19 protein-coding genes, 1 pseudogene and 1 riboswitch are annotated in these 22,405 nt (G+C 37.8%); of the genes and pseudogenes, 3 read left to right on the forward strand and 17 right to left on the reverse strand.

All coding sequences use genetic code 11. The features are described 5' to 3' along the window. Nucleotides 1-86: 86 nt before the first annotated feature. The 8 genes and pseudogenes from pnuC to aroG all read right to left on the reverse strand — a co-directional run bounded on the left by pnuC (nt 87) and on the right by aroG (nt 11,742). Nucleotides 87-761: a nicotinamide riboside transporter PnuC gene (gene pnuC, locus DBO93_RS09640; protein ID WP_239058951.1), complete on the reverse strand. Its 675-nt coding sequence runs from the start codon at nt 759-761 to the stop codon at nt 87-89. Further along, nucleotides 761-1,027 (reverse strand): hypothetical protein, encoded by a 267-nt coding sequence (locus DBO93_RS09645; protein ID WP_108456155.1) that lies wholly within the window; start codon nt 1,025-1,027, stop codon nt 761-763. The genes pnuC and DBO93_RS09645 overlap by 1 nt, the downstream gene beginning before the upstream one ends. Nucleotides 1,028-1,178: 151 nt before the next feature. Next, complete coding sequence (locus DBO93_RS09650; RefSeq protein ID WP_108456156.1) at nt 1,179-3,272, reverse strand: TonB-dependent receptor; 2,094 nt, start codon at nt 3,270-3,272, stop codon at nt 1,179-1,181. A gap of 138 nt (nt 3,273-3,410) precedes the next feature. Continuing rightward, a riboswitch (TPP riboswitch) is annotated at nt 3,411-3,525 on the reverse strand. A 356-nt stretch (nt 3,526-3,881) separates the two neighbouring features. Further along, complete coding sequence (locus tag DBO93_RS09655) at nt 3,882-4,250, reverse strand: HIT domain-containing protein (protein WP_108456157.1); 369 nt, start codon at nt 4,248-4,250, stop codon at nt 3,882-3,884. A gap of 133 nt (nt 4,251-4,383) precedes the next feature. Beyond that, a pseudogene (locus DBO93_RS09660) lies at nt 4,384-7,481 on the reverse strand (efflux RND transporter permease subunit). After that, nucleotides 7,478-8,767, reverse strand: coding sequence for an efflux RND transporter periplasmic adaptor subunit (locus DBO93_RS09665; protein ID WP_108456158.1), 1,290 nt, complete (start codon nt 8,765-8,767; stop codon nt 7,478-7,480). Before DBO93_RS09665 ends, DBO93_RS09660 begins: the two are co-directional and overlap by 4 nt. Continuing rightward, complete coding sequence (locus DBO93_RS09670) at nt 8,767-10,341, reverse strand: efflux transporter outer membrane subunit (protein ID WP_162533759.1); 1,575 nt, start codon at nt 10,339-10,341, stop codon at nt 8,767-8,769. The genes DBO93_RS09665 and DBO93_RS09670 overlap by 1 nt, the downstream gene beginning before the upstream one ends. Nucleotides 10,342-10,689: 348 nt before the next feature. Beyond that, entirely contained in the window at nt 10,690-11,742 is a 1,053-nt protein-coding gene (gene aroG, locus DBO93_RS09675) for a 3-deoxy-7-phosphoheptulonate synthase AroG (protein WP_108456160.1), read from the reverse strand. A 222-nt stretch (nt 11,743-11,964) separates the two neighbouring features. Here aroG and add point away from each other — a divergent pair, with 222 nt between their 5' ends. The 3 genes from add to deoD all read left to right on the forward strand — a co-directional run bounded on the left by add (nt 11,965) and on the right by deoD (nt 14,035). Then, nucleotides 11,965-12,969, forward strand: a complete 1,005-nt coding sequence (add, locus tag DBO93_RS09680) for an adenosine deaminase (RefSeq protein WP_108456161.1) — start codon at nt 11,965-11,967, stop codon at nt 12,967-12,969. A 65-nt stretch (nt 12,970-13,034) separates the two neighbouring features. After that, complete coding sequence (locus tag DBO93_RS09685) at nt 13,035-13,205, forward strand: DUF1427 family protein (protein ID WP_108456162.1); 171 nt, start codon at nt 13,035-13,037, stop codon at nt 13,203-13,205. A gap of 125 nt (nt 13,206-13,330) precedes the next feature. Continuing rightward, nucleotides 13,331-14,035, forward strand: coding sequence for a purine-nucleoside phosphorylase (gene deoD, locus DBO93_RS09690; protein WP_108456163.1), 705 nt, complete (start codon nt 13,331-13,333; stop codon nt 14,033-14,035). Nucleotides 14,036-14,278: 243 nt separating this feature from the next. On the opposite strand, the gene DBO93_RS19190 is transcribed toward deoD, so the two are convergent. From DBO93_RS19190 to serC, 9 genes are all read right to left on the reverse strand, one after another. Further along, nucleotides 14,279-14,581, reverse strand: a complete 303-nt coding sequence (locus tag DBO93_RS19190; protein ID WP_108456164.1) for a ComEA family DNA-binding protein — start codon at nt 14,579-14,581, stop codon at nt 14,279-14,281. 135 nt (nt 14,582-14,716) lie between these two features. Then, complete coding sequence (pyrF, locus tag DBO93_RS09700) at nt 14,717-15,412, reverse strand: orotidine-5'-phosphate decarboxylase (protein ID WP_108456165.1); 696 nt, start codon at nt 15,410-15,412, stop codon at nt 14,717-14,719. Between the two features lie 114 nt (nt 15,413-15,526). After that, nucleotides 15,527-16,696, reverse strand: coding sequence for a lipopolysaccharide assembly protein LapB (gene lapB, locus DBO93_RS09705; protein WP_108456166.1), 1,170 nt, complete (start codon nt 16,694-16,696; stop codon nt 15,527-15,529). A gap of 1 nt (nt 16,697) precedes the next feature. Next, nucleotides 16,698-16,949 carry a lipopolysaccharide assembly protein LapA domain-containing protein gene (locus DBO93_RS09710; protein WP_108456167.1) on the reverse strand — a complete coding sequence of 84 codons (252 nt, stop codon included), beginning with the start codon at nt 16,947-16,949 and terminating at the stop codon, nt 16,698-16,700. Nucleotides 16,950-17,019: 70 nt separating this feature from the next. Continuing rightward, entirely contained in the window at nt 17,020-17,307 is a 288-nt protein-coding gene (gene ihfB / locus DBO93_RS09715; RefSeq protein ID WP_077286743.1) for an integration host factor subunit beta, read from the reverse strand. A 98-nt stretch (nt 17,308-17,405) separates the two neighbouring features. Then, nucleotides 17,406-19,073: a 30S ribosomal protein S1 gene (gene rpsA, locus DBO93_RS09720; RefSeq protein WP_085303692.1), complete on the reverse strand. Its 1,668-nt coding sequence runs from the start codon at nt 19,071-19,073 to the stop codon at nt 17,406-17,408. A gap of 108 nt (nt 19,074-19,181) precedes the next feature. Next, nucleotides 19,182-19,862, reverse strand: coding sequence for a (d)CMP kinase (gene cmk / locus DBO93_RS09725; RefSeq protein ID WP_108456168.1), 681 nt, complete (start codon nt 19,860-19,862; stop codon nt 19,182-19,184). Nucleotides 19,863-19,948: 86 nt separating this feature from the next. Further along, the gene (gene aroA, locus DBO93_RS09730; protein ID WP_108456169.1) at nt 19,949-21,229 is read right to left on the reverse strand and encodes a 3-phosphoshikimate 1-carboxyvinyltransferase; all 1,281 of its coding nucleotides are present in this window, start codon (nt 21,227-21,229) and stop codon (nt 19,949-19,951) included. A 1-nt stretch (nt 21,230) separates the two neighbouring features. Then, nucleotides 21,231-22,316, reverse strand: coding sequence for a 3-phosphoserine/phosphohydroxythreonine transaminase (gene serC / locus DBO93_RS09735; protein WP_108456170.1), 1,086 nt, complete (start codon nt 22,314-22,316; stop codon nt 21,231-21,233). Nucleotides 22,317-22,405 lie beyond the last annotated feature (89 nt).

Raw genomic sequence — 22,405 nt, forward strand, 5'->3', positions numbered from 1 at the left:
TTCAAAGTATTATCTTGCAGATTAGGCGCAATATAACTTTTAATTCGCAAGCTAAATGAAATATTAAATATTACCATCATCATAATTTATTCGGTAACAGAGCTATTGATACACATGTCATTATGTTGTTGACGAAATTGTAATCTGAATTGTTTGCGCCATTGCCAATAACCATAAGCAGCAAAAATAACAAAGCTACCAAATAGAGCAGCGGTTGGAAGCAAATCTTTTTCCATGTACAGATATATAGAAACAATATCAATGACAATAAAATACAACCAATTCTCTAATACCTTTTGGGTAATCAAATAAGTAGCAAATACCGAAAATACTGTTGTAGCGCTATCAAGGTATGGGAAATGTGCAGGGGTATATGTTGCCATTAACCAACCTAAAGCTAGAGAAACTAACGTTAATACTAAAATGATAACGCTATGACGATTTAATGACCATTGACTGTATAGCAGCGCTTTTGTTTCAGTACTGTTATTTGAAGTACTATTTTGGTGCCAACAAAACCAGCCATATATCGCCATGAGTAAATAGTACAACTGTAATAAGCTGTCCATCCACAGATATACATTATAAAAAATAACCGTATACAACACAGTACTTATTATAGCGGCTGGCCAACACCAAATATTACCTTTTGCAGCTAAAACCACATAAAATATTGACGTTAGCACAGCGAGCAACTCAAATAATGGCAATGTAGTGAAATATTGTATAATTTCAGTTGTTGCACTCATTGAATTCGACATTACGATTCAGCTTCTACTACAGAGCGATCACCGCCTATAAACTTACAAATAAACACCGCAGCATTAAGTTTTTGATGTACATGCTTTATCTCAGCCATGACATGCGAGGTAGCAAGATCATAATCGCCAAATACTTGTGTACTCATACCATTGGTGACTACCGATAAACCATCGACTAAACGTAAACGTTTAATAAATGCCCATATTTCGGTTTTAAATTTATCTTCTGCTAATGGGTATAAACTAATCTCAATCGATATTTTCATAATAAATACTTAATAATATTGTTTAACAAAAAGATAAGGAACACGCTAGCCGTTGTAGATGCGTACTCCTTATACGTTATAATTTCAACTTAATGACTAACAGTTATTACACATAAACCATTATTTAACAACAAGTTGTTAACATTTTTATCTAAAAGTTATAATCAAATGTTGCACCAAAAACTGCTGGCTCAGCTAACTGATAATAAGCTTTAGCCGTGTATTCGTCTCTTGGATCATTACCAAAATAAAAGCCACGAGTCGCATAAGTTTCATCAAATAAGTTACGCGCCCATACTTTTACTTGCCAATCATCTTTAGTGTAACTTAGCGATAAGTTAACAACTTCAATTGCTTCTGACTTCTCTTGATGTGTGTCAGAGAATAAGAACTCATCTTTACCATCAACAGATACATTCAATAATAAGTGATCTGATAATTGATAGTTTAAACCAATGTTAAATTGATAACTCGGCGCGTGTGCTTGTTCATCACCCGATTTATCGTTACCGTCAGCATCTATAAAGCCATTATATTCAGTATCTAATAAACCTAAAGCTCCGTATATTTCAAGTTCAGGCGTTAACTGCCACCCTGCTTCAAGTTCAATGCCTATATTAGTGCCTGTTGCAGCGTTGCCTAAATATGAAACAAAGTCTGTGCTGCCATCTTCACGCAATTCTAGCGATGATGTACGCACTTGCATATCATCTCTGTCCATATAAAATAATGCGCTACGAACGTAAGCTTGATTATCTAATAAGTTAACTTTATACCCTACTTCGTAATTCCATAAATATTCAGGTGAAAACTCACGCAAGTTAGCCGGTAAAGTACCTTCGGTATTTGCACCACCTGCCTTGTAGCCTCTATTTATTGAACCGTAGAATAAATTATTCTTATCCATTTGATACGACAACACAACTTTACCGCCAACCATAGAATCGCTTGGAGAAAATTCAAGCATTTCAGCATCGGAGTAATCTGAATTTCTTCGCTCTAATCTTAAACCAGTTGTAAGACTTAACTTTTCATCAAGTTGGCTATCAAACTGAACAAATGCTGCAATATTATCGGTATCGAATGACGAGGTAAAATCGCTAGAAAGGTAAGTGTATTGGCGTAATAAATTGGTTTTTTCTTGCTTAAAATACAAGCCGGTAACCCAAGCGGTGGTGTTGTTAAAGATTTTTCCACTGGGCGCTGAAACAGCTCTAAGTTCAGCAGTGGCTGATGTTTTATCGCGAAAGTAATTATCCTCAGAACTGTATTCCCAGTCAGGGCGAATGCCAACAAAGGCCCAATCTTCATCATAGCCATAATCTAATGTTGAGTCGGCATAGCTGAGTATACTTTCAATGGTAAAATGATTAAAACCTTGATAAGTAAACGTTGTTGCTAAGGCTTTAGTGTCTTGACGATCAAAGCCAGGTTGGTCAGATAAAGTATGTCGATTATTATCGAGGGAGAAAGCATCATAACCGTTATCAAAATCGGCGACAAATGCCGTAAGATCAATCGTTAAGTCGTCAGTGGCTTTAATGGCCAATTTACCACGCATAGTAAATTCATCGCGATTGTTGGTGTCATCACGATTTAAAAAATCGTTTTCTATAAAACCATCGCTACTGTATTGCTCAAGAGCTAAACGGTAGTTTACTTTTTCAGTTGCTGGCCCTGATAAAACCAAACCCGCACTGTAGCTATCGTAATTACCCGCAGACAATCTTACTTTACCTTCAAAGGTATCTGTTGGTTGGTTTGATGTAATATTGATCATACCCGCCATGGCATTAGCACCAAAACGTGTACCTTGAGGTCCACGGTAAACCTCTACTTGTTCAACATCGAACGTTGACGCTATGCTGCCAACACTTGAAAAATCAATACCATCGATAATTAAACCCACTGATGGGTTGATCGGCTCTTTAAATTGGCTACGCTCACCAATACCGCGAATTTGATAATATCTAGCGCGTTGAGTACCACTAGAAAAATTAACATTAGGCGTGCGAGCAATTATTTCTTCAAGGTTTTGTGCGTTGCGTGCGTTAATTTCATCGCTCGCGATAACAGATAAAGAACTTGCGGTCTTTTGTAATGATGTTGCACGAAAATCGCCATTTATGGTGATAACTTCTGTTACTGGTTCAGCAGTATCGGTTGAAGTTTCTGCAGCAAATGTTGTTGAAGTAACAAGGCTAGTCAATATTGCTAAAGCAACAGGTGTTTTTATAAACGTCATTGTGATCTCATAAATTCGATTAGGAATACGCTATGGGATACGGCATGTGGGAGGGTAGCTTATGAGGTACAAACTGTAATAAATAGCTATTTCTACACTATAAGAGTGAAGCAACAAACATAACATTACAGAATGGAATACGATTAGCTTAACCATTCCTACGCCGGTACTATCCGGTTCAGGTTCTAAGGGTTCGCTATGCATCTCAGCCATCAAAATTATAAAAAAATTTCAGGCACCCCTTGGTTCGACATGCATACTAACAATATTTACTGGAAAGTACAGAGTAAATACTTTAAAAGATTTAAATAATAGGTGACTGCTTAACGTGAGTGAGATTGCGCTTATATATAACAATAAGGATTTAAAAGACTATAAAGAATAAAATTGTCCGATGAGGTGTGTTAACGGGTGAGGTACTCAAACTTGATACTAACTTATAACTATAAATATACTAAAATTAAGGCTAAAACCAATCAACTAATAGTATTAACTCATGTCAGGTTAATGGCATTAGTATTCATAAACAGCTCGCTTATTTCATGATTGGCTACCTCAAGCATTATCTATAGTCACATAGCTGTTCTAATGCTTGAGGTAAGAGCTCGACTATTTAATGTTCAACATTTTACCTAAGGGTTCACCGCCAACTAAGTGTAGGTGAATATGATAAACTTCTTGGCCACCATGTTGGTTACAGTTCATGATCAAACGATATCCGTCTTGTGCTATCCCCTCTTCTTTAGCGAGTTTTTTAGCAACACTGAACATTCGGCCAATGGTGAGTTCATCTTCTTGCTCAATATCATTAGCGGTTGCAATAAGCTTATTTGGAATAATGAGAATGTGGCTATTGGCTTGTGGAGAAATATCGCGAAATGCAGTGACAAGCTCATCCTGAAAAAGTAACGGGGTCGGTATTTCTTGGCGAATGATTTTAGAAAATATGGTTTCTTCTGCTGTGTTTTTATCAGCCATCAGTTTACCTTAATAATTGAGAATACATTTGTTGATTAGTTTAACGATAAGCTAAGCGAATAACAAAGGCTTATCATTCGCTTAGCGTAACTCATTTAAAAAATCTAATTAAGTACTCAGTGACTATATTAAATTAACTTAACTGCTTGATCAGTTTTTGTTTACCGTCTGATGTGAAACGTTTCATGTCTTCAACCAGTAAATAATTTACAGGTACTAAAATTAAGGTAATAAAGGTTGCAAATATTATCCCAAACCCCAGAGAAACGGCCATAGGTATCAAAAATTGTGCCTGTGTTGCTTTTTCGAATAATAATGGCATTAAACCAATAAAGGTGGTTAAAGACGTCAACATAACTGGGCGAAATCTTGATTGCGCCGCAATTAATACTGCGTCATACGCTCTAATGCCTGTGCGAACTTTAGCGTTTATAAAGTCGACTAACACTAAACTGTCGTTAACAACAACGCCGATCAAAGCCATTAACCCTAGTAAGCTCATAATGGTTAAATCCATCCCCATTATCCAATGACCAATAATCGCGCCGATGGCACCAAACGGTATTACTGACATAACAATGATCGGCTGTATGTAAGATTTAAACGGTATCGCTAATAAACAATATATGATAAAAAATACAAATAATAAGCCCCAAGCTAGACTGCTAAAAGAGTCTGCTTGTTCGCGTGCTTCACCTTCCAAACTATAAGAAACGCCAGGATACTTGCCCATTAGCTCGGTTAAAAACTGATTAAGGTCGGCATTTAACGTGGTCATATTAGTGGTGTTTTTATCAATATCCGCAGTAACATTAACCGTTCGATACCGGTCGATACGTTTAATAGCAGACGCACTTTTACCCGGTTTTAATATCGCTACATGCGATAACGGTACTTTGCCACCCGAAGGAGTATTTATCAGCATATCATTGAGTTTAGATATCGATTGCCGCTCTGATAATGGAAAGCGTAACATTACACGAACATCGTCACGCCCACGTTGAATGCGCTGAATTTCTGAGCCAAAGTAAGCGTCTCTAACTTGTCTGGTGACCCAAGCGTTACTCATGCCCATGGCATAACCTTGCGCCGTTAATTCTATTTGCAGCTCTTCTTTACCGTTAGATAAACTGTCAGCGATTTCAAAAGCGCTAGGATACGTTCGAATGCGGGTTTTAACTTCATCTGCGACTTGATTCAAGCTTTTTAAATCAGTTGCTGAAAGTTGTACATCAATAGGATCGCTGCCCCTGCCAATTTCGGCCCTAAAAGTAACACTTTCTGCGCCCGGTAATGGACCAATTAATTCCCGCCACTCATTGACTAATTGTGCTGTACCTACACCGCTGTCATTTTTATCTGCCGGCTGTATTTCAAAGCGTACTCGACCGCTGGCGTCGCTGGTGATAGCCAAGGTATTTAAAATCAAGCTATTACCATCGTCATCGCGGTATTTATCTTGTAATGTTTTGGCTGCATTCGACATTTTTTCAACATAAGAGTCAACGACATCAAAGCTAGTGCCTACTGGCATAGTAACGCTACCACGAGCAGTTTCACTCGCAATACGTGGGAAAAATACAAAGCGAGTCCAACCACTGGTAATGAATGCTAAGATCAAAATAAACATGCCAAAAAACAAAGCTACGGTAGTTAAACGATTACGAATAGCTATTGACAATAATGGTTTGTAATACTTAAGAATTGCGTTTTCAAAACCATCTGCAAAGCCTTGTTGCCAAACACTGAATTTTGATTGTTTTGTACTTTCACTGCGCAAACGCAGCGACTTTAAATGCGAAGGCAGTACAAATTTAGACTCTATTAAACTAAAAAGCAGTACTGGAATAACGATGATCGGGATTTGGGCAAACAATGCTCCCCGCTGTCCTTCAATAAACGCTAAGGGTAAAAATGCGGCTACCGTGGTTAAAATACCAAAGGTTACCGGTGTTGCCACTTCTTGAGTGCCCTTTATCGCTGCTTCTAAACCGCTAGCTGCCGTTTGCGTATGACGATAAATATTTTCTCCAGTCACTATGGCATCATCAACGACAATACCCAGCACTAGAATAAATCCAAATAAGCTCATGATATTTATTGAAATATCAAAAAATGGCATAACAATAAATGCCCCATAAAACTGATGGGAATACCAATAGACACCCAAAATGCTATCGAGGGACGTAAAAATAAGGTCAACAAGATCAGTACGAGAAAGCCACCTTGTAAAGCATTAGTGATCAGGGTGTTTAGGCGACTTTTTACAATTTCGGAATCATCATCCCAATAACTCAATACAAAACCTTGTGGCAGGCTACTTTGGCGCTCATCAATATAGTTTTTTACGGCATCAGCAACGTCAATCGCGCTTTGATTACCAATTCTATACACATCAATTAAAGCACCTTGCTGGCCATTAAAGCGAGCCCGTAAGGGAGTCTCTTCAAACCCATCATTAACTTGTGCAATATCTTCCAAATATAAAAACGTGCCATCAGTATTCGTTTTTATAACAATTTTTTCAAACTCGTCTCGACGATATACTTGTCCCTTATTACGTATTAGAACATCACCGCCATCAGTACGAACATTACCTGCAGAAATATCGACAGAGCTACTACTGATTGCTGTAGAAATTTCAGAAAGGGTTAATTGATATTGCTCTAATTTGCTTTGATTAATATCAATACTAATTTCATAGTCGCGAACAGCATCTAATGCTACTTGGGTTACTTGTGGTAGTCGCAGTAAATCGTCTCGCACTTGTTCAGCAAACTCACGTATTTCTTTTTCACCGTAATCAGAAGCAATGGTAACTGAAATAACATTACGAATACGCTGTGCGATTGCAGTAACTGGCTTTTCTGCATCAGCAGGAAAGGTATTAATTGCATCGACACGGCTTTTAATATCAGCGAGTAAATCTCGTACATCTGTACTGGAGTCAGCTTCAATTCGCACCGATGCCCCACCCTCAACAGACGTACTGGTGATTTTTTCTATCCCTTCAAGATCTTGAACAGCTTCTTCTATTCGAATTGCGACACCTTGTTCTGCGTCTTCAGGTGTTGAACCCCGTAAGGACACAGAAACATTAACAATCTCAGATTCAAAAGATGGAAACACCTCTAATGGAATACTACTTTTTATTGAGAAAATACCGGTCAATAAAATGGTGATCATCAATAAATTAGCAGCAACATGATTTTTTGCAAACCAAGCGATCATGACTTAGCCCCTTGTTCATCAGGCGATTGCTTTGCATTTGGTCTAGATTTTGAGTTTTTATCAGGCTTTTTGTCAGCGCTAGGTTTTACTCTAGTTTGTTTTGATGCTTTTACAGGCTTACCGTCAATGCTATTAAGACTAACCAAGGTGCCAGAGGTTACTTGACCTAAAGGCGTTAATACTAATAATTCGTTGGCTTCTAGACCCGATTTAATTACCGCTACATCATCACTTTGCCATGCAATAGTAATATTTTTACGCTTAAGAATATTATCATCAACAATATACACATAGCTGCCTTGATAAATGGCTTTATTTGGAACAGTTAAGGCATTTTCAATCGTTTTACCTTTAATTTTTGCACTAACATATTGTCCAATTTTTAATGGCAAGCCATTACCTTCATTTACGCCATAAGGATCGTCAATTTGTGCTACTACAAATAATTGCTGTGACTCTTCATCAAATGCGCCTTCGGTGCGCACTACTTTACCTTGCCAGCTTTGACGAGTGACTAAATCTGAATAGATAGTAACAGCAGGCTGTTCTTGAGCAGTGGCATTTTCAAAGCGATTGCTCTCTGGCAACATCATGTAAGGGAGGTCTTTATTTTTAAGTGGCAAACGAATTTCGACATAATCTACGGCATAAATTTCTGCAAGCTCGGTCCCAATGCTGACGACTTGTCCAACATCAACAGATTTACTTAATATACGTCCAGTATATGGCGCAACAATGTTACTTCTCTCTACGGCTAATTCAGCTTTAGATAAACTGGCTTGGGCTGAATAAACTGAAGCCTGTGCCGCCATTAATTGAGGTTTGCGTAGTACTAAATCAGGTGCTTTTTTGTCATTACCTAAACGTTGCCAGTCTTGCTCGGCTTGCTCTACACGCGCTTGTTCTTCACTAAAACTTTGTTCTGCACTAAACAGGCTCGATTGTGCAATTTTAACTTCGGCGAGTAAGTCTCTTTGATCTAATTCAAGCAATACGTCGCCTTGTTCGAAAAAGCCACCGGCTCTAAATTTTGGGTTAATACGGATAATTTGGCCTGATACTTGTGGCAATAACACACTCTGTGTACGAGGCTTTATGGTGCCATAACTGTCAATTGTGATAGCAAGATCATTACGCACTAATTTCTTTACCTCAACGCTAATTTGCGGCAATGCACTTGGACGTCCCCGCTTTGCTGAAGGAGGATTACTTGTAACAATATAGGCTGCAAATAAGAGCGACAATAATACGATGATCGGTAGTAGTTTTTTTAATTTTAACGACATTACTTTTCCATGCTTATACGGTTAGTTAACGATGCTGGTAATGAGTTACCTTTAGTACTGTTTATTTGCTGCGTTTGGGTTGTGCCATCAAGATAGTCACCACCTAAAGCAAGGTAAATTTCGATTCTATTTTGTAATAGTTCATTGGTTAGTTGAATAACGGTAGTTTGAGCATCAAATGAGCGCCTTTGTGCTTCTAATACCGTGGTATAGGTGACTAAGCCACGTAAGTATTGATCAAATGAAAGTTTTTCAGCCGCTAAAGCGTTTTCTTGTGCTTTAAGATAAAAATTATATTGCTGATTAAGCGACTCTCGCTCGCTTACGCTATTTTCCACGTCAGCAAAGGCTTGATAAACTTGTTGTAAATATAGCTTTTCGTTTTGAACTACGGTTAATTTCGCTTGGGTTTCCAGTGACTCGAGTCGGCCAGCATTAAATAACGGGCTGGTTATACTGCCCATTAAAGACCAAGCTAATGCTCCACCATTGAGCAAATTAGTTAATTCACTGGCATTATCTCCAACACTGGCATTTAAATTAAAACTTGGGAAACGTTGCTTATGTGCTATCGCTAAGCCAGCATCTAACGCTAATAGCGATAACCAACTTGCTTGAATATCGGCTCTTCGGGTGAGTAATTGTGCAGGTAAACCTAGCTTAATTTCATCAGCAATAAACGGTAAGTTCTGCTCACTTACTTTTTTAGCTAGCGGATAATCTCCTACCAGCAGCTCAAGTGCTCTACTGCTAACCTTCAATGCTTGCTGCTGTTGAGCTACACGAGCCAATTCTTGGTTAACTGTATTTTTGGTGAGATAAACATCTAATGCATCATTCAAACCCAATTGATATGAAGATTGAATCATTAATAAGTTACGTTGAAGGTTTTCAGCACGTTCTTGATATAAAGTTAGCAACTGTTGTGCTTGGGTTAAATTAAACCAAGCTTTACTGATATCAGCGACTAACGTTAGTTTACTATGCTGGTAACTTGCTTGCGCTGCTGCATAACTTAATCTGTCTTGATTTTGTTGGTCTGACAGTTTTCCCCACAGGTCAATTTCATAACTTAAATCGAGACTAAGGTCAGCGCTATTTTGATACGTAGTGACACTGTTTGAAACCTGTTTATTTCTTGAATTAGCCAGAGATAAAGATAGCTCTGGAAAGTCTGTAGCTGCACTTATATTTAAACGTTCTTTTGCAAGCGCAACACCTATTTTATCGGCATCAAGTGCATAATTATTTTGTAACGCGTAACCAATTAGATCATCTAAGGTATTGTCTTTAAAGCTTTTAATCCAATCAGTCGCTATTGTGTCATTTTCAATTGATGCAATATTTTCTTGCCACTTATTTGGGACATTATGCTCTGTTAAACGACTAGGTTTTTGAAAAGACATCCCTGTAGGAGTACTACAAGCCCCCACAAGCAAAGCTATACTCACTACCAGTATATTACTTGCCTTTAACCTTGTAGTTAACTTGGATATTTTCCAAAAAAGCAAACTAGATTTATGCTTATTATCTCGCTCACTCATTCTGAAATCTTTGTTAAAACGAACTTTCAAAACCCTTCCCCATAATAACAATTTCAATTTCGATATATTAATGAAGTAAGTATAGTATGACTGCAAAATGTGACAAACAATGTTCTTTACACTGCTTTACATAAGTTTTTGTTAAGTACGGTGAATGGTCTATTTATTAGGTTAAATCACGCTGTATAACACAACCAAAATCAAGACAACGCAACAAGGGCTATTCACAGCCTTATCATTATTGGTATTTACCGACTTTATAGAACGTTAATAACTGGACAATAAACATTGATTTGACCTAACAAAAAACGCCAAACAATAATTAATTGCTTGGCGTATGTATTACCTAGTTTTTAAATGCTAATTCAAAGCGGTGAATTAAGCCCTGCGATTGACAACGGCTTGATCTAATTCAGCCAGTAGCGTTTCAGTATCTTGCCAACCGATACAAGCATCAGTAATGCTTTGACCATACGTGCCTTTTTCCCCAACAGCTAGGTCTTGACGGCCTTCAACTAAGTGACTTTCTACCATAACACCAAAAATATTTTTATTTCCATTACTCATTTGGTCGCAAACATCACGGCACACAAGCATTTGGTTTTCAAACTTTTTACTACTATTAGCGTGGCTAAAATCAATCATAATGTTGGTATTTAAACCAGACTTTTCTAGCTGCTCTGTTACTGTTTTAACACTTTCAGCATCAAAATTTGTTTTTCTACCACCACGTAAAATAATATGGCAGTCTTCATTACCTGTGGTTTCAACTATCGCTGAATGGCCATATTTAGTAACAGAAAGGAAATGATGTGAGGCACTAGCTGCGCCAATAGCATCAATAGCGACTTTAATCGTGCCATCAGTGCCATTTTTAAAGCCTACTGGGCATGATAATCCAGATGCTAGTTCACGATGTACTTGGCTTTCGGTGGTTCTTGCACCAATAGCGCCCCAACACATAAAATCAGCCATATATTGCGGCGTGATCATATCTAAAAACTCACCTGCAGTAGGTAAGCCCAAGTTATTTAAATCGAGCAACAACTTACGACCAATACGCAAACCATCATTAAGCTGAAAGCTGTTATCCATGTAAGGGTCGTTAATAAGCCCTTTCCAACCAACCGTTGTTCTTGGTTTTTCAAAGTAAACACGCATAACAATTTCAAGCGTGTTTTTATATTTTTCACGTAATTTTACTAAACGTTCACCGTATTCCAGTGCCGCTTTTGGGTCATGTATCGAACATGGACCGATAACAACCAATAATCGATCATCTTTGTTGTTAAAAATATTACTTATGGCTTGTCTACCAGAAAAAACCGACTTGGTTGCTTGCTCAGAAGAAGGATATCGCTCAAGTAATGCGATAGGGGGTAAAAGTTCTTTAATGTTATTAATACGAACGTCGTCGGTTTGCTCAAACATGTTGTTTCTCTTTATGCTGCGATTTTAATGTATATTTACGTCTAGACACCTAGATGATTAGTCTCAAATTTAACTTATCAGTGTTCTTACACTAATAGCAACATAAAATACGAAAAAAGCGGTATAATCAAAACATTCGACTTGCATGAAAATTAAATCACTTTATTTTATAATTTACTCGTCGTATTTTTTATCAAACAAATATATAGGTTGCTCAGTATTATGAACCACTCTCACCTCCCATTAATTGATTTGCACCGACATTTAGACGGTAACATTCGCCCTAAAACTATTTGGGCATTAGCACAACAACACAACATTGCTCTTCCTGAAAAAAGCTTTGAAGCATTTATTCCACATGTTCAAGTTCAAGGCAGTGAAAGCGATTTATTAGCTTTTCTCAGTAAGCTTGATTGGGGCGTTGCTGTGCTTAAAACCTTAGATGACTGTAAGCGTATCGCTTATGAAAACGTAGAAGATGCTTTTAATGCCGGTATTAATTATGCCGAATTACGTTTTTCACCCTATTATATGGCAATGAACAATAATTTGGTCGTTGCTGATGTAGTAGCTGCGGTAATAGACGGTGTTAATGCTGCATGTAAAGTTTATGACGTAAAAATTAATTTAATTGGTATTTTAAGTCGCACATTTGGTGTAGAAAAATGTCAAGCAGAGCTAGACGCCCTTCTTGTTCATAAACAGCATTTAGTTGCAGTAGATTTAGCCGGCGATGAATATAACTTTCCTGGCGAACTGTTTGTCGACCACTTTAACCAAGTAAATAAAGCCCAACTTCATGCCACTATTCATGCCGGAGAAGCTGCAGGGCCAGAAAGTATATGGCAGGCTATCAATCAGTTACATGCAACACGCATAGGTCATGGCGTTGCTTGTCATCGAGATGAAAAGCTTATGGATTACATGCTCGAGCATAATATTGCCATAGAATCATGCCTTACTTCTAATTACCAAACAGGTACGATTAAAGATATTAGCCAACATCCAATTAAAGACTTTCTAGCACGTGGATTATTAGTTTGTTTAAATACAGATGATCCGGGTGTGCAAGGTATCGAGCTAAAAAATGAATTTAACTTAGCTAGAAACATCTTAGGATTTTCAGATAAAGATATTCAGCAGTTGCAAGAGAACTCATTAAAAGCAAGCTTCTTATCTGACAGTGAAAAAGTACTTTTAAAACAAAAGGTATCAAATAAAGGATAATGTACATTGTTGAAATTGTTAATTTGAGGTTAAAATAGCTGATTAACAATCAACAAGGAGAATACGTGTTCGAAGTTATAATCGCGATAATCACAGGAATATTTGTGGGATTAATATTTTCGCTACTTAAATTGCCTATACCCGCACCACCAGTTTTATCAGGTATTGCTGGAATTTTCGGCATTTATTTAGGTGGTATAGGTTATCACTGGATCACTGAACGCTTTTTCAGTTAGAATCCAACTTTAAACATTTAAAAGACATATCAGTAAAACACCCTTGATAGCGGCTGAGTTAAAATAATATCAGCAATGGCTAGAAACTTACTGTGATTGAACACCACTAAAAAAGGTTAACACTCATGGCAACAGCACACATAGAAGCAAACAACGGCGATTTCGCAAAAACGGTACTTATGCCGGGCGATCCTCTACGCGCAAAATATATAGCAGACAACTTTCTAGATAACGTAACCTGTGTAACTCGCGTACGTAACATGTTTGGTTACACTGGCACCTATAAAGGTAAGCCAGTTTCCGTAATGGGCTCAGGAATGGGTATTCCATCAATATCTATCTATGCAACAGAATTATATAAAGACTATGGCGTTGAAAGTATTATACGCATAGGTTCATGTGGCGCAGTTCGTGATGATATCGAACTACGTGACATTATTGTCGGTATGGCAGCAAGCACAGATTCAAATGTAAACCGCTCACGCATGAATGGTTGTGACTTTGCAGTAACAGCAGATTTTGATTTATTGCATAACGTTGTAAAAACAGCAGAAAAAACAGGTAAAAAAATTCGTGTTGGTAATATTTTCACCTCTGATTTGTTTTATACGCCTCAACCTGAAATGTTTGCACTAATGGAAAAATATGGCATTTTAGCTGTAGAAATGGAAGCTGCCGGTTTATACGGTGTTGCTGCCGAATATGGTAAGAAAGCATTAACTGTATTAACTGTTAGTGACCATATAAAAACTGGTGAACAAACTACAGCTGACGAACGTGAAACAACGTTCAAAGGTATGATGGAATTAACACTAGATAGCTTGCTATAAACTAACACCTATCTCGTTAATAGCAAAAAGCCAGTCGATTGACTGGCTTTTTAATATTGGATAGCTTCACTTTATATAACTTTATATAACTTCATATAAAATTGACTGACGCTTTATAAATCTACTTTTTAAAGTAATAACCAATTAATTCAGGAAATAAAATTTATATTATTTCCTAGTTACACTTAATTCATGAAAAAAGTAGCAATGATTTACATGACTAATGTCGCAAAACTACCAAGATTACAACTTAATTCTTCCTTTATTTAGTTGTAATGTATGCTCTCCCACGCCTTTAACATTAAGTAAATCATCAACAGAATTAAATTGTCCATTTGATTCACGATAAGCGACGATTGCTTTGGCTCTTTTTTCTCCAACACCTTTTAACAAAGCTAAGGTTTCAATATCAGCAAGATTGATATCTACCACATGAACTTCTGTAGTAGATACAACCTCCGGAACTTCGTTAAACCCGGCAGCACGCAGTGGCATTGATAATACTGTAAATAAAATTATAAGAGCGTAACAGATGTGACTTTTCATGTAACTTTCCTTCTAAATAGAGTTAATTTCCTTATAAGTGAATTATTGTAGATAATAATTCACTGCATTAGGTTTAGAAGTCTTGTCGAGATTTGTCAAATTAAGTGCATATAAAGTTCTATTTGCTAGTTGATCCTAACTAATTGAATGGTTAATTTCTTGTAATACGGCATGTGGGTTTGCAGCTTTGGTGATTGGTCGGCCAATAACTAAGTAATCAACACCAACATCAACGGCTTGACGAGGCGTCATAATACGCTTTTGATCGTCTGCATTACTGCCTTCTGGGCGAATACCAGGTGTAACAAGCTTAAATTCTTTACCTAGCAGTTGTTTTAATGACTCAGCTTCCATTGCTGAACAAACTACGCCGTCTAAACCTGCTTGCTTAGTCAACGAAGCTAAGTGTTTTACGTGCTCAGCCGGAGACTTAGTAATGCCTATACCCGCAAGGTCCTCTTCTCCCATACTCGTTAACACAGTAACCGCAATTAAAAGCGGAGCTTTGTCTCCATAAGGTAGTAAGGCTTCTTTTGCCTTTTCCATCATTTTAAGGCCACCTGAAGCATGTACATTAACCATCCACACTCCTAGTTCTGCAGAGGCAGCAACCGCCTTAGCAACCGTATTGGGAATGTCATGAAATTTTAAATCAAGAAAAACATCAAAACCACGTTCTACCAGTGCTTTTACAAAATCAGGACCAAAATGAGTAAACATTTCTTTGCCAACTTTTAAGCGGCAATCACTCGGTTGAATTTTGTCTACGAAAGATAATGCTTCATCTTTGTTATCAAAATCTAAGGCCACGACAACTTTTGCGTCTCTCATGCGCTTCTCCTCAATAATTAATTTTTAATAATACAACGCTCTTTGCGTCAAAAAGCCTGCAGAAAACAGGCTTTATATAATTTATAAATACAGCTATATCACTATTTAGCTGAGTTATTCACCATCTAATCCACGAATAGGTTTCAACTGCTCCCAGTCATGACACGAAGGACATGACCAATAGTGAGTACTTGAGTTAAAACCACAAGTTCTACAGCTATAGCGGTGCTTAACATTTAAGTATGCTGTAACTAGCTCACGAATGACTTCAAGGTTATCTGCTGTATTTTCAGATTGGTTATCACCCATCTGCATTTTTACAAAATGTTTGAAACCACGAATGGTCGGTCGACGTTTTAACGCAGTTAATATAAAAGTTTTTGCGTGGCTGCCGCCTTTTGCTTGCTCAATATGAGATAAGTACTTAATTAACGCACTAGTACTACCCGTTTCTTCGTAAACTTTTCTAATAAATTTGAAAAACTCTTTCTCAGCATTAAGCGCCTGATAACAAGTAAACATTTTCTCAATTACGTCAGGAAAAAACTCTTTGTCTTGTTCATAAATAGCTTTGTAGCATTGGCATGCTTCTTCGTACTGTTGGTGGTTTTCATAAATTTGTGCCATCAACCAATTTGCACGAGAAGAGTTTGGATCATGACCTAAGGCATTATCTAGAAGTTCAATAACTTCGATAAATTCATCTTTATCTAAAGCTATGGTCGCAAGTTCACAATAAAAATTTGCTAACGTGTGTAAAAGTTTGGTGTCACGGGTTTTAGCAATAGCTTTCTTAAGCGCAATACCCTGCTTCCAATCTTTAGTCGATTGATAGATTTGCATTAAAGAAGTTAAAGACTTTAAACCGTAGATTTTAGATTTTAATAACTTATGGAACATATCTTCAGCACGATCGTAAAGACCAGCACTGAGAAAATCTTTTGCAAGCTCAAACACAGCTTGTTGTTTCGCACTGTTAGGTAAGTGCTTTTGGCGTACTAAATGTTCATGTACTTTTAATGCTCTATCAAGCTCTCCACGGCGCCTAAAGAGGTTTGCCATGGCAAAGTGAGCTTCAACAGTATCATCTTCTACTTTCAATGCTTCAAGAAGATAGTCAATCGCTTTATCTTGTTGATTTGAAAATAAGTAATTTAGTCCTGTAGAGTATTTTATAGAGAGTTCTTGCGTTGCAGAATGATTGTTTTGTTTAACGCTGTTGCGCCCCATAAACCAACCGTACCCCATAGCAACAGGTAACAATAAGAATAATAATCCTAGCATACTAAGACTTCTTACTTGTTAACGTTTGATTTTTTTTATTGGGTTTGACCATACTCAATAGCTTCCAAAATAAAACAAATAATAAGCCTAGAACAAAACCGATTGCGGTAAATAGTCCAACGGCTGTGGCAACAGAGATATTTGTTTTTGCAATCAAATAATTTAGCGTAAGCATTTGATCATTTTGACTACCAAAAATAAACGCGACGGCAAGTAAAATAAGAAATAGTATAACGGTAATATAAAGACGCATAGTAGTTCATCCAAAGCAACACAAAAAAAAGGCATGCTCATAGCATGCCGTTTATTCATTAATTCTGCAATTACGCGATTGAAAGATTTACTCTTTCACGTAATTCTTTACCAGGTTTAAAATGTGGAACATATTTTCCGTCAAGTTCTACAGACTCGCCAGTTTTAGGATTCCGTCCTACGCGAGGAGCACGATAATGCAACGAAAAACTGCCAAAACCTCTAATTTCAATACGCTCACCTTTTGACAAGGTATGCGCCATCATTTCAAGAATTTCTTTAATAGCTTGTTCAACATCTTTCGCAGCTAAATGATTTAATTTATCTGCTAATCTTTCAATGAGTTCTGATTTGGTCATTTGACCTCCAGTGTTCACTATAGCTTCGCGCCATCGGATTTAAACATTTAAGAAGAACTGCTTAAATGCAGTTCTTCTTCACTTGGTATTGCTATGAATTAAAGTTTAGCGTTTTTAAACGCTTCAGCCATTGCACTTAGACCAGAATCTTCTTCTGGAGCTTGGTTCAATGTATCCATCGCTTCACGCTCGTCTGCTTGATCTTTAGCTTTGATTGATAAGCTGATAGTGCGGTTCTTACGATCAACACCAACAAACTTAGTTTCAACGCTGTCATCAACAGATAATTCAGTAGTCGCATCTTCGATACGTTCACGTGAAATATCAGCAACACGAAGGTAACCTTCAACGCCTTCGGCTAATTCAATTTTAGCGCCTTTAGCATCTACTTCAATAACCTTACCTGTAACAATAGCACCTTTTTTGTTATCTGCAAGGTATTGATTAAACGGATCATCTTCAGTTTGTTTAACACCTAAAGAAATACGTTCACGCTCAGGGTCAACTTGAAGTACTACAGCTGAGATTTCATCACCCTTCTTGTATTCACGAACAGCTTCTTCACCGCCAGCCCATGAAATGTCAGATAAGTGAACAAGACCGTCAATACCGCCGTCAAGACCAATAAAGATACCAAAGTCAGTGATTGACTTGATCTTACCTGATACTTTATCACCTTTGTTGAAGTTCTTAGCAAACTCTTCCCAAGGGTTCGGGATACATTGCTTAAGACCAAGAGAAATACGACGACGTTCTTCGTCAATCTCTAGAACCATAACTTCAACTGTGTCACCTAAGTTAACAACTTTAGATGGGTGGATGTTTTTGTTAGTCCAATCCATTTCAGAAACGTGAACAAGACCTTCAACGCCTTCTTGGATCTCAACGAAACAACCGTAGTCAGTTAAGTTAGTTACGCGACCTGTAAGCTTAGCGCCTTCAGGGTAACGTTTAGCGATAGCAACCCATGGATCTTCGCCTAACTGCTTCATACCTAATGAAACACGAGTACGTTCACGATCGAATTTCAATACTTTAACTTGAATTTCATCACCAACATTTACGATTTCGCTTGGGTGCTTAACACGTTTCCAAGCCATATCTGTAATGTGAAGTAGACCGTCAATGCCGCCTAAATCTACGAATGCACCGTAGTCAGTAAGGTTCTTAACAATACCTTTAACTTCAATGCCTTCAGCAAGAGAAGCTAATAATTCATCACGTTCAACACTGCTTTCTGATTCGATAACAGCACGACGAGATACAACAACGTTATTACGCTTTTGATCAAGCTTAATAACTTTAAATTCTAAATCTTTACCTTCAAGGTGAGTAGTGTCACGAATAGGACGTACATCTACTAATGAACCAGGTAAGAAAGCACGAATATTGCTAACTTCAACTGTGAAACCACCTTTAACTTTACCGTTGATAACACCGATAATAGTTTCTTTTTCTTCATAAGCTTTTTCAAGCACTTGCCATGCTTCATGACGTTTTGCGTCATCACGAGATAGAATAGTTTCACCGAAACCATCATCTGTAGCTTTAAGTGACACATCTACTTCATCACCAACAGACACTTCAACTTCACCCGTAAGGCTTTTGAATTGGTCAATTGAAATAACAGATTCAGATTTTAAGCCAGCGTCTACTAAAACGTTGTCTTTTGTGATGGCAACTACAGTCCCTTTGATGATTGAACCAGGGCGTGTTTCGATTGTTTTTAAACTTTCTTCAAAAAGTTGTGCAAAATTTTCAGTCATAACTTATATATAAACTCAGTTATTAATCCAGTCAACGTCATTGTTTCATGGGGTAATTAAATAATTGCCCAGTGCATCCGTACAGTAGGCATAAGGTTAATTTTCAGCTTACATTAATTTTTCATTACTAAATGAAAGGATTTTACCAACCACTTCTTCAATAGAAAGTTCAGTAGAATCAACAATTAATGCACCTTCTGCAGGGACAAGCGGCGCCACCTTGCGGTTTTGATCTCGCTCATCTCTTAGACGTATGTCATCCAAAAGGCGCCCGATTTTAACATCAAAGCCCTTGCCTTTCAACTGATTAAATCTTCTTTGTGCTCTTTCTTCTGCACTGGCCGTTAGAAAAACTTTAACGGGTGCATCAGCAAATACAACGGTACCCATGTCACGACCATCGGCAACTAAGCCAGGTGTAACCTTGAAAGCACGTTGGCGTCTCAATAATGCTTCTCGAACACGTGGAAACGCGGCTACTTTTGATGCTAGCGCACCAATTTCTTCTGTGCGTATGGCGTTTGAAACATCTTCGCCTTCTAAAATAACGCTACCTTCACCTACAGTAGATATTTGAAACTGAACATCAAGGTGTGCTGCTACTGGCAACAATGACTCTTCATCTTCAACACTAATATTGTGGTGTTGGGCTGCAACAGCTAAAACGCGATAAATTGCGCCACTATCCAATAAGTGCCAACCGAGTTGTTCTGCAACAATACGGGCTACTGTTCCTTTACCGGCACCACTAGGACCATCTATAGTGATGACTGGAATGCTTTCCTGCATTTATTTATCTCCTAAAGTCGAAAATCGGCGGCATTATACGGGATTTACAGTTCAAAATCGCGTTATAAATTATTATGTAACATTTTTTAAAATGAAACCGTCGATAACTTTTCAAAATAGTCAGGAAATGTTTTAGCCGTACATTTTGGATCATTAATGGTTACCGGTGTGTCGCTTAATGCAACAAGTGAAAAACACATAGCCACTCGGTGATCATTATAAGTATCAATTTCTGCATGTTTCAAAACTGCTGGTGGGGTTATTGAAATATAATCTTCGCCCTCAACAACTTCAGCCCCGACTTTTCTTAACTCTGTTGCCATAGCCGTTAAACGGTCTGTTTCTTTCACTCGCCAATTGTAGATATTTCGAATGGTGGTTGTGCCAGTAGCAAAAAGCGCCGTTGTTGCAATAGTCATAGCAGCATCTGGAATATGGTTCATATCCATATCAACAGCGGTAAGTGGCTTACCAATTACCGTAATAGACTCGTCATTCCAAATAACTTCTGCGCCCATTTTCTCAAGTACATCAGCAAAGTGCTTATCACCCTGTACACTTAACTTACCAACACCGTGAACCGTGATTTCTCCACCTTTAATTGCACCAGCAGCTAAGAAGTATGATGCAGACGATGCATCACCCTCTACCATATATTTATCAACCGCTTGATAAGACTGATTGCCTTTGACAGTAAAAGATTGATAATCGTTATTTTCTACTGTGACACCAAATCTAGCCATAATATCTAACGTAATATCAATATAAGGCTTAGAAACTAATTCACCTTCAATCTCTATGTTAGTATCAGTTTTGAGTAATGGAGACACCATCAAAATAGCGGTTAAAAACTGACTTGAAATTGAACCATCAATGCTGACAGTACTGCCAGTTAGCTCTTTACCTTTAATTTTTACTGGCGGGTAATCTTTGTTTTCCATGTATTCAATATCTGCATTGAGTTGGGCTAATGCATCGACTAAATGACCAATAGGTCTTTCTTTCATTCTTGGCTCGCCAGTTAATACAAAGTCACCTTTGCTTGCGGCAAGTGCAGCACATAGTGGACGCATAGCGGTGCCCGCATTACCAAGATATAACTCCAGTGACTCGCTAGTATTAAAAAAGCCATTATTACCGATAACGGTGCACTCTGTACCACATTCACTTAAGGTAAATTGAACACCTAAAGTTTTTAGTGCCGCTAACATATAGTTAATGTCGTCACTGACTAACAAGTTGGTGATTTTAGTTTCACCCTTAGCAAGCGCTGCTATTAACAATGCACGATTAGATAGGCTCTTTGAACCTGGTAAGAATATTTCACCATTAATTTTATCAATCGGATCTAGTGTTAGTTGTTCCATGTTATTTAGCCTCTGCTGCAAATTTTTTCATAAAATCAATTAACGCTTGTACGCCCTCTATTGGCATAGCGTTATAAATACTGGCACGCATTCCGCCCACCATACGATGACCTTTAAGTGCAGTTAAACCTTGTGCTTCAGCCTGCTTGACAAAATCAGCAGACAAACTGTCATCCGTTAACCAAAAAGGAATATTCATCAAACTTCTATTTGTGGAAACAATGGAGTTTGTATAAAAAGAACTTTGATCAATATATTGATAAAGTAACTGTGCTTTTTGTTGATTAATATCCGCTATGGCACTAACACCACCTTTAGCGAGTAACCAGTCAAAAACTAACCCTGCTAAGTACCATGCATACGTTGGAGGAGTGTTATACATTGATCCGTTATCAGCCAATACTTGGTAATTCATAATAGAAGGTGTATCTATATGAGCATTACCCAGCAAGTCATCACGCACAATAACTAGCGTTAAACCAGAAGGGCCAATATTTTTTTGCGCACCTGCGTAGATTAAACCAAACTTACTCACATCAAATTCACGGGATAAAATAGTTGATGACATATCTGCTATTAATGGAATATCACCGGTGTTAGGAACGTCAAAAATCTCGATTCCATCGACGGTTTCATTTGGGCAATAATGTACATAAGCAGCATCTTTACTCATCGGCCATTCAGTGCTGGCTTTTACGCGTTGAGTGCCATTACTATTATCCACTACATTGATAACATTTATATTGCCATAATGGCTTGCCTCTTCAGCGGCTGACTTAGACCAAGCACCCGTTACGATATAATCGGCACATTTATTATCGCCTAGAAGGTTTAACGCCACAGCAGAAAACTGACCGCGTCCACCCCCATGGCAAAATAATACTTTATAATTGTCTGGAATCGACATTAAGGTGCGTAAGTCGGCTTCGGCTTTATCCGCAACCGTAATAAACTCTTTACTTCGGTGACTCAATTCCATCACGGAGCTACCAGTACCGGCAAAATTTAAAAATTCATTTTGCGCTTTTTTCATCACATCAACAGGCAACATTGCAGGGCCTGCGCAAAAATTGTAAACAGTAGACATCTAATACTTCACCTTTCTTTAATTTATCTTATCGCCCGATAGTAATTAAAATGAGTAAACTCTTACGATAAAAGTTAATCTCATTAATT

The sequence above is a fragment of the Colwellia sp. Arc7-D genome, from assembly GCF_003061515.1.
Taxonomy (GTDB): Bacteria; Pseudomonadota; Gammaproteobacteria; order Enterobacterales; family Alteromonadaceae; genus Cognaticolwellia.

Coding starts and splice junctions, on each gene's coding strand:
- rpsA (WP_085303692.1), bottom strand. CDS start 19,073: ATGACTGAAAATTTTGCACAACTTTTTGAAGAAAGTTTAAAAACAATC.
- lapB (WP_108456166.1), bottom strand. CDS start 16,696: ATGCTAGGATTATTATTCTTATTGTTACCTGTTGCTATGGGGTACGGT.
- DBO93_RS09665 (WP_108456158.1), bottom strand. CDS start 8,767: ATGTCGTTAAAATTAAAAAAACTACTACCGATCATCGTATTATTGTCG.
- DBO93_RS09710 (WP_108456167.1), bottom strand. CDS start 16,949: ATGCGTCTTTATATTACCGTTATACTATTTCTTATTTTACTTGCCGTC.
- DBO93_RS09650 (WP_108456156.1), bottom strand. CDS start 3,272: ATGACGTTTATAAAAACACCTGTTGCTTTAGCAATATTGACTAGCCTT.
- aroG (WP_108456160.1), bottom strand. CDS start 11,742: ATGTTTGAGCAAACCGACGACGTTCGTATTAATAACATTAAAGAACTT.
- serC (WP_108456170.1), bottom strand. CDS start 22,316: ATGTCTACTGTTTACAATTTTTGCGCAGGCCCTGCAATGTTGCCTGTT.
- add (WP_108456161.1), top strand. CDS start 11,965: ATGAACCACTCTCACCTCCCATTAATTGATTTGCACCGACATTTAGAC.
- pnuC (WP_239058951.1), bottom strand. CDS start 761: ATGTCGAATTCAATGAGTGCAACAACTGAAATTATACAATATTTCACT.
- DBO93_RS19190 (WP_108456164.1), bottom strand. CDS start 14,581: ATGAAAAGTCACATCTGTTACGCTCTTATAATTTTATTTACAGTATTA.
- aroA (WP_108456169.1), bottom strand. CDS start 21,229: ATGGAACAACTAACACTAGATCCGATTGATAAAATTAATGGTGAAATA.
- DBO93_RS09655 (WP_108456157.1), bottom strand. CDS start 4,250: ATGGCTGATAAAAACACAGCAGAAGAAACCATATTTTCTAAAATCATT.
- deoD (WP_108456163.1), top strand. CDS start 13,331: ATGGCAACAGCACACATAGAAGCAAACAACGGCGATTTCGCAAAAACG.
- cmk (WP_108456168.1), bottom strand. CDS start 19,862: ATGCAGGAAAGCATTCCAGTCATCACTATAGATGGTCCTAGTGGTGCC.
- DBO93_RS09645 (WP_108456155.1), bottom strand. CDS start 1,027: ATGAAAATATCGATTGAGATTAGTTTATACCCATTAGCAGAAGATAAA.
- pyrF (WP_108456165.1), bottom strand. CDS start 15,412: ATGAGAGACGCAAAAGTTGTCGTGGCCTTAGATTTTGATAACAAAGAT.
- ihfB (WP_077286743.1), bottom strand. CDS start 17,307: ATGACCAAATCAGAACTCATTGAAAGATTAGCAGATAAATTAAATCAT.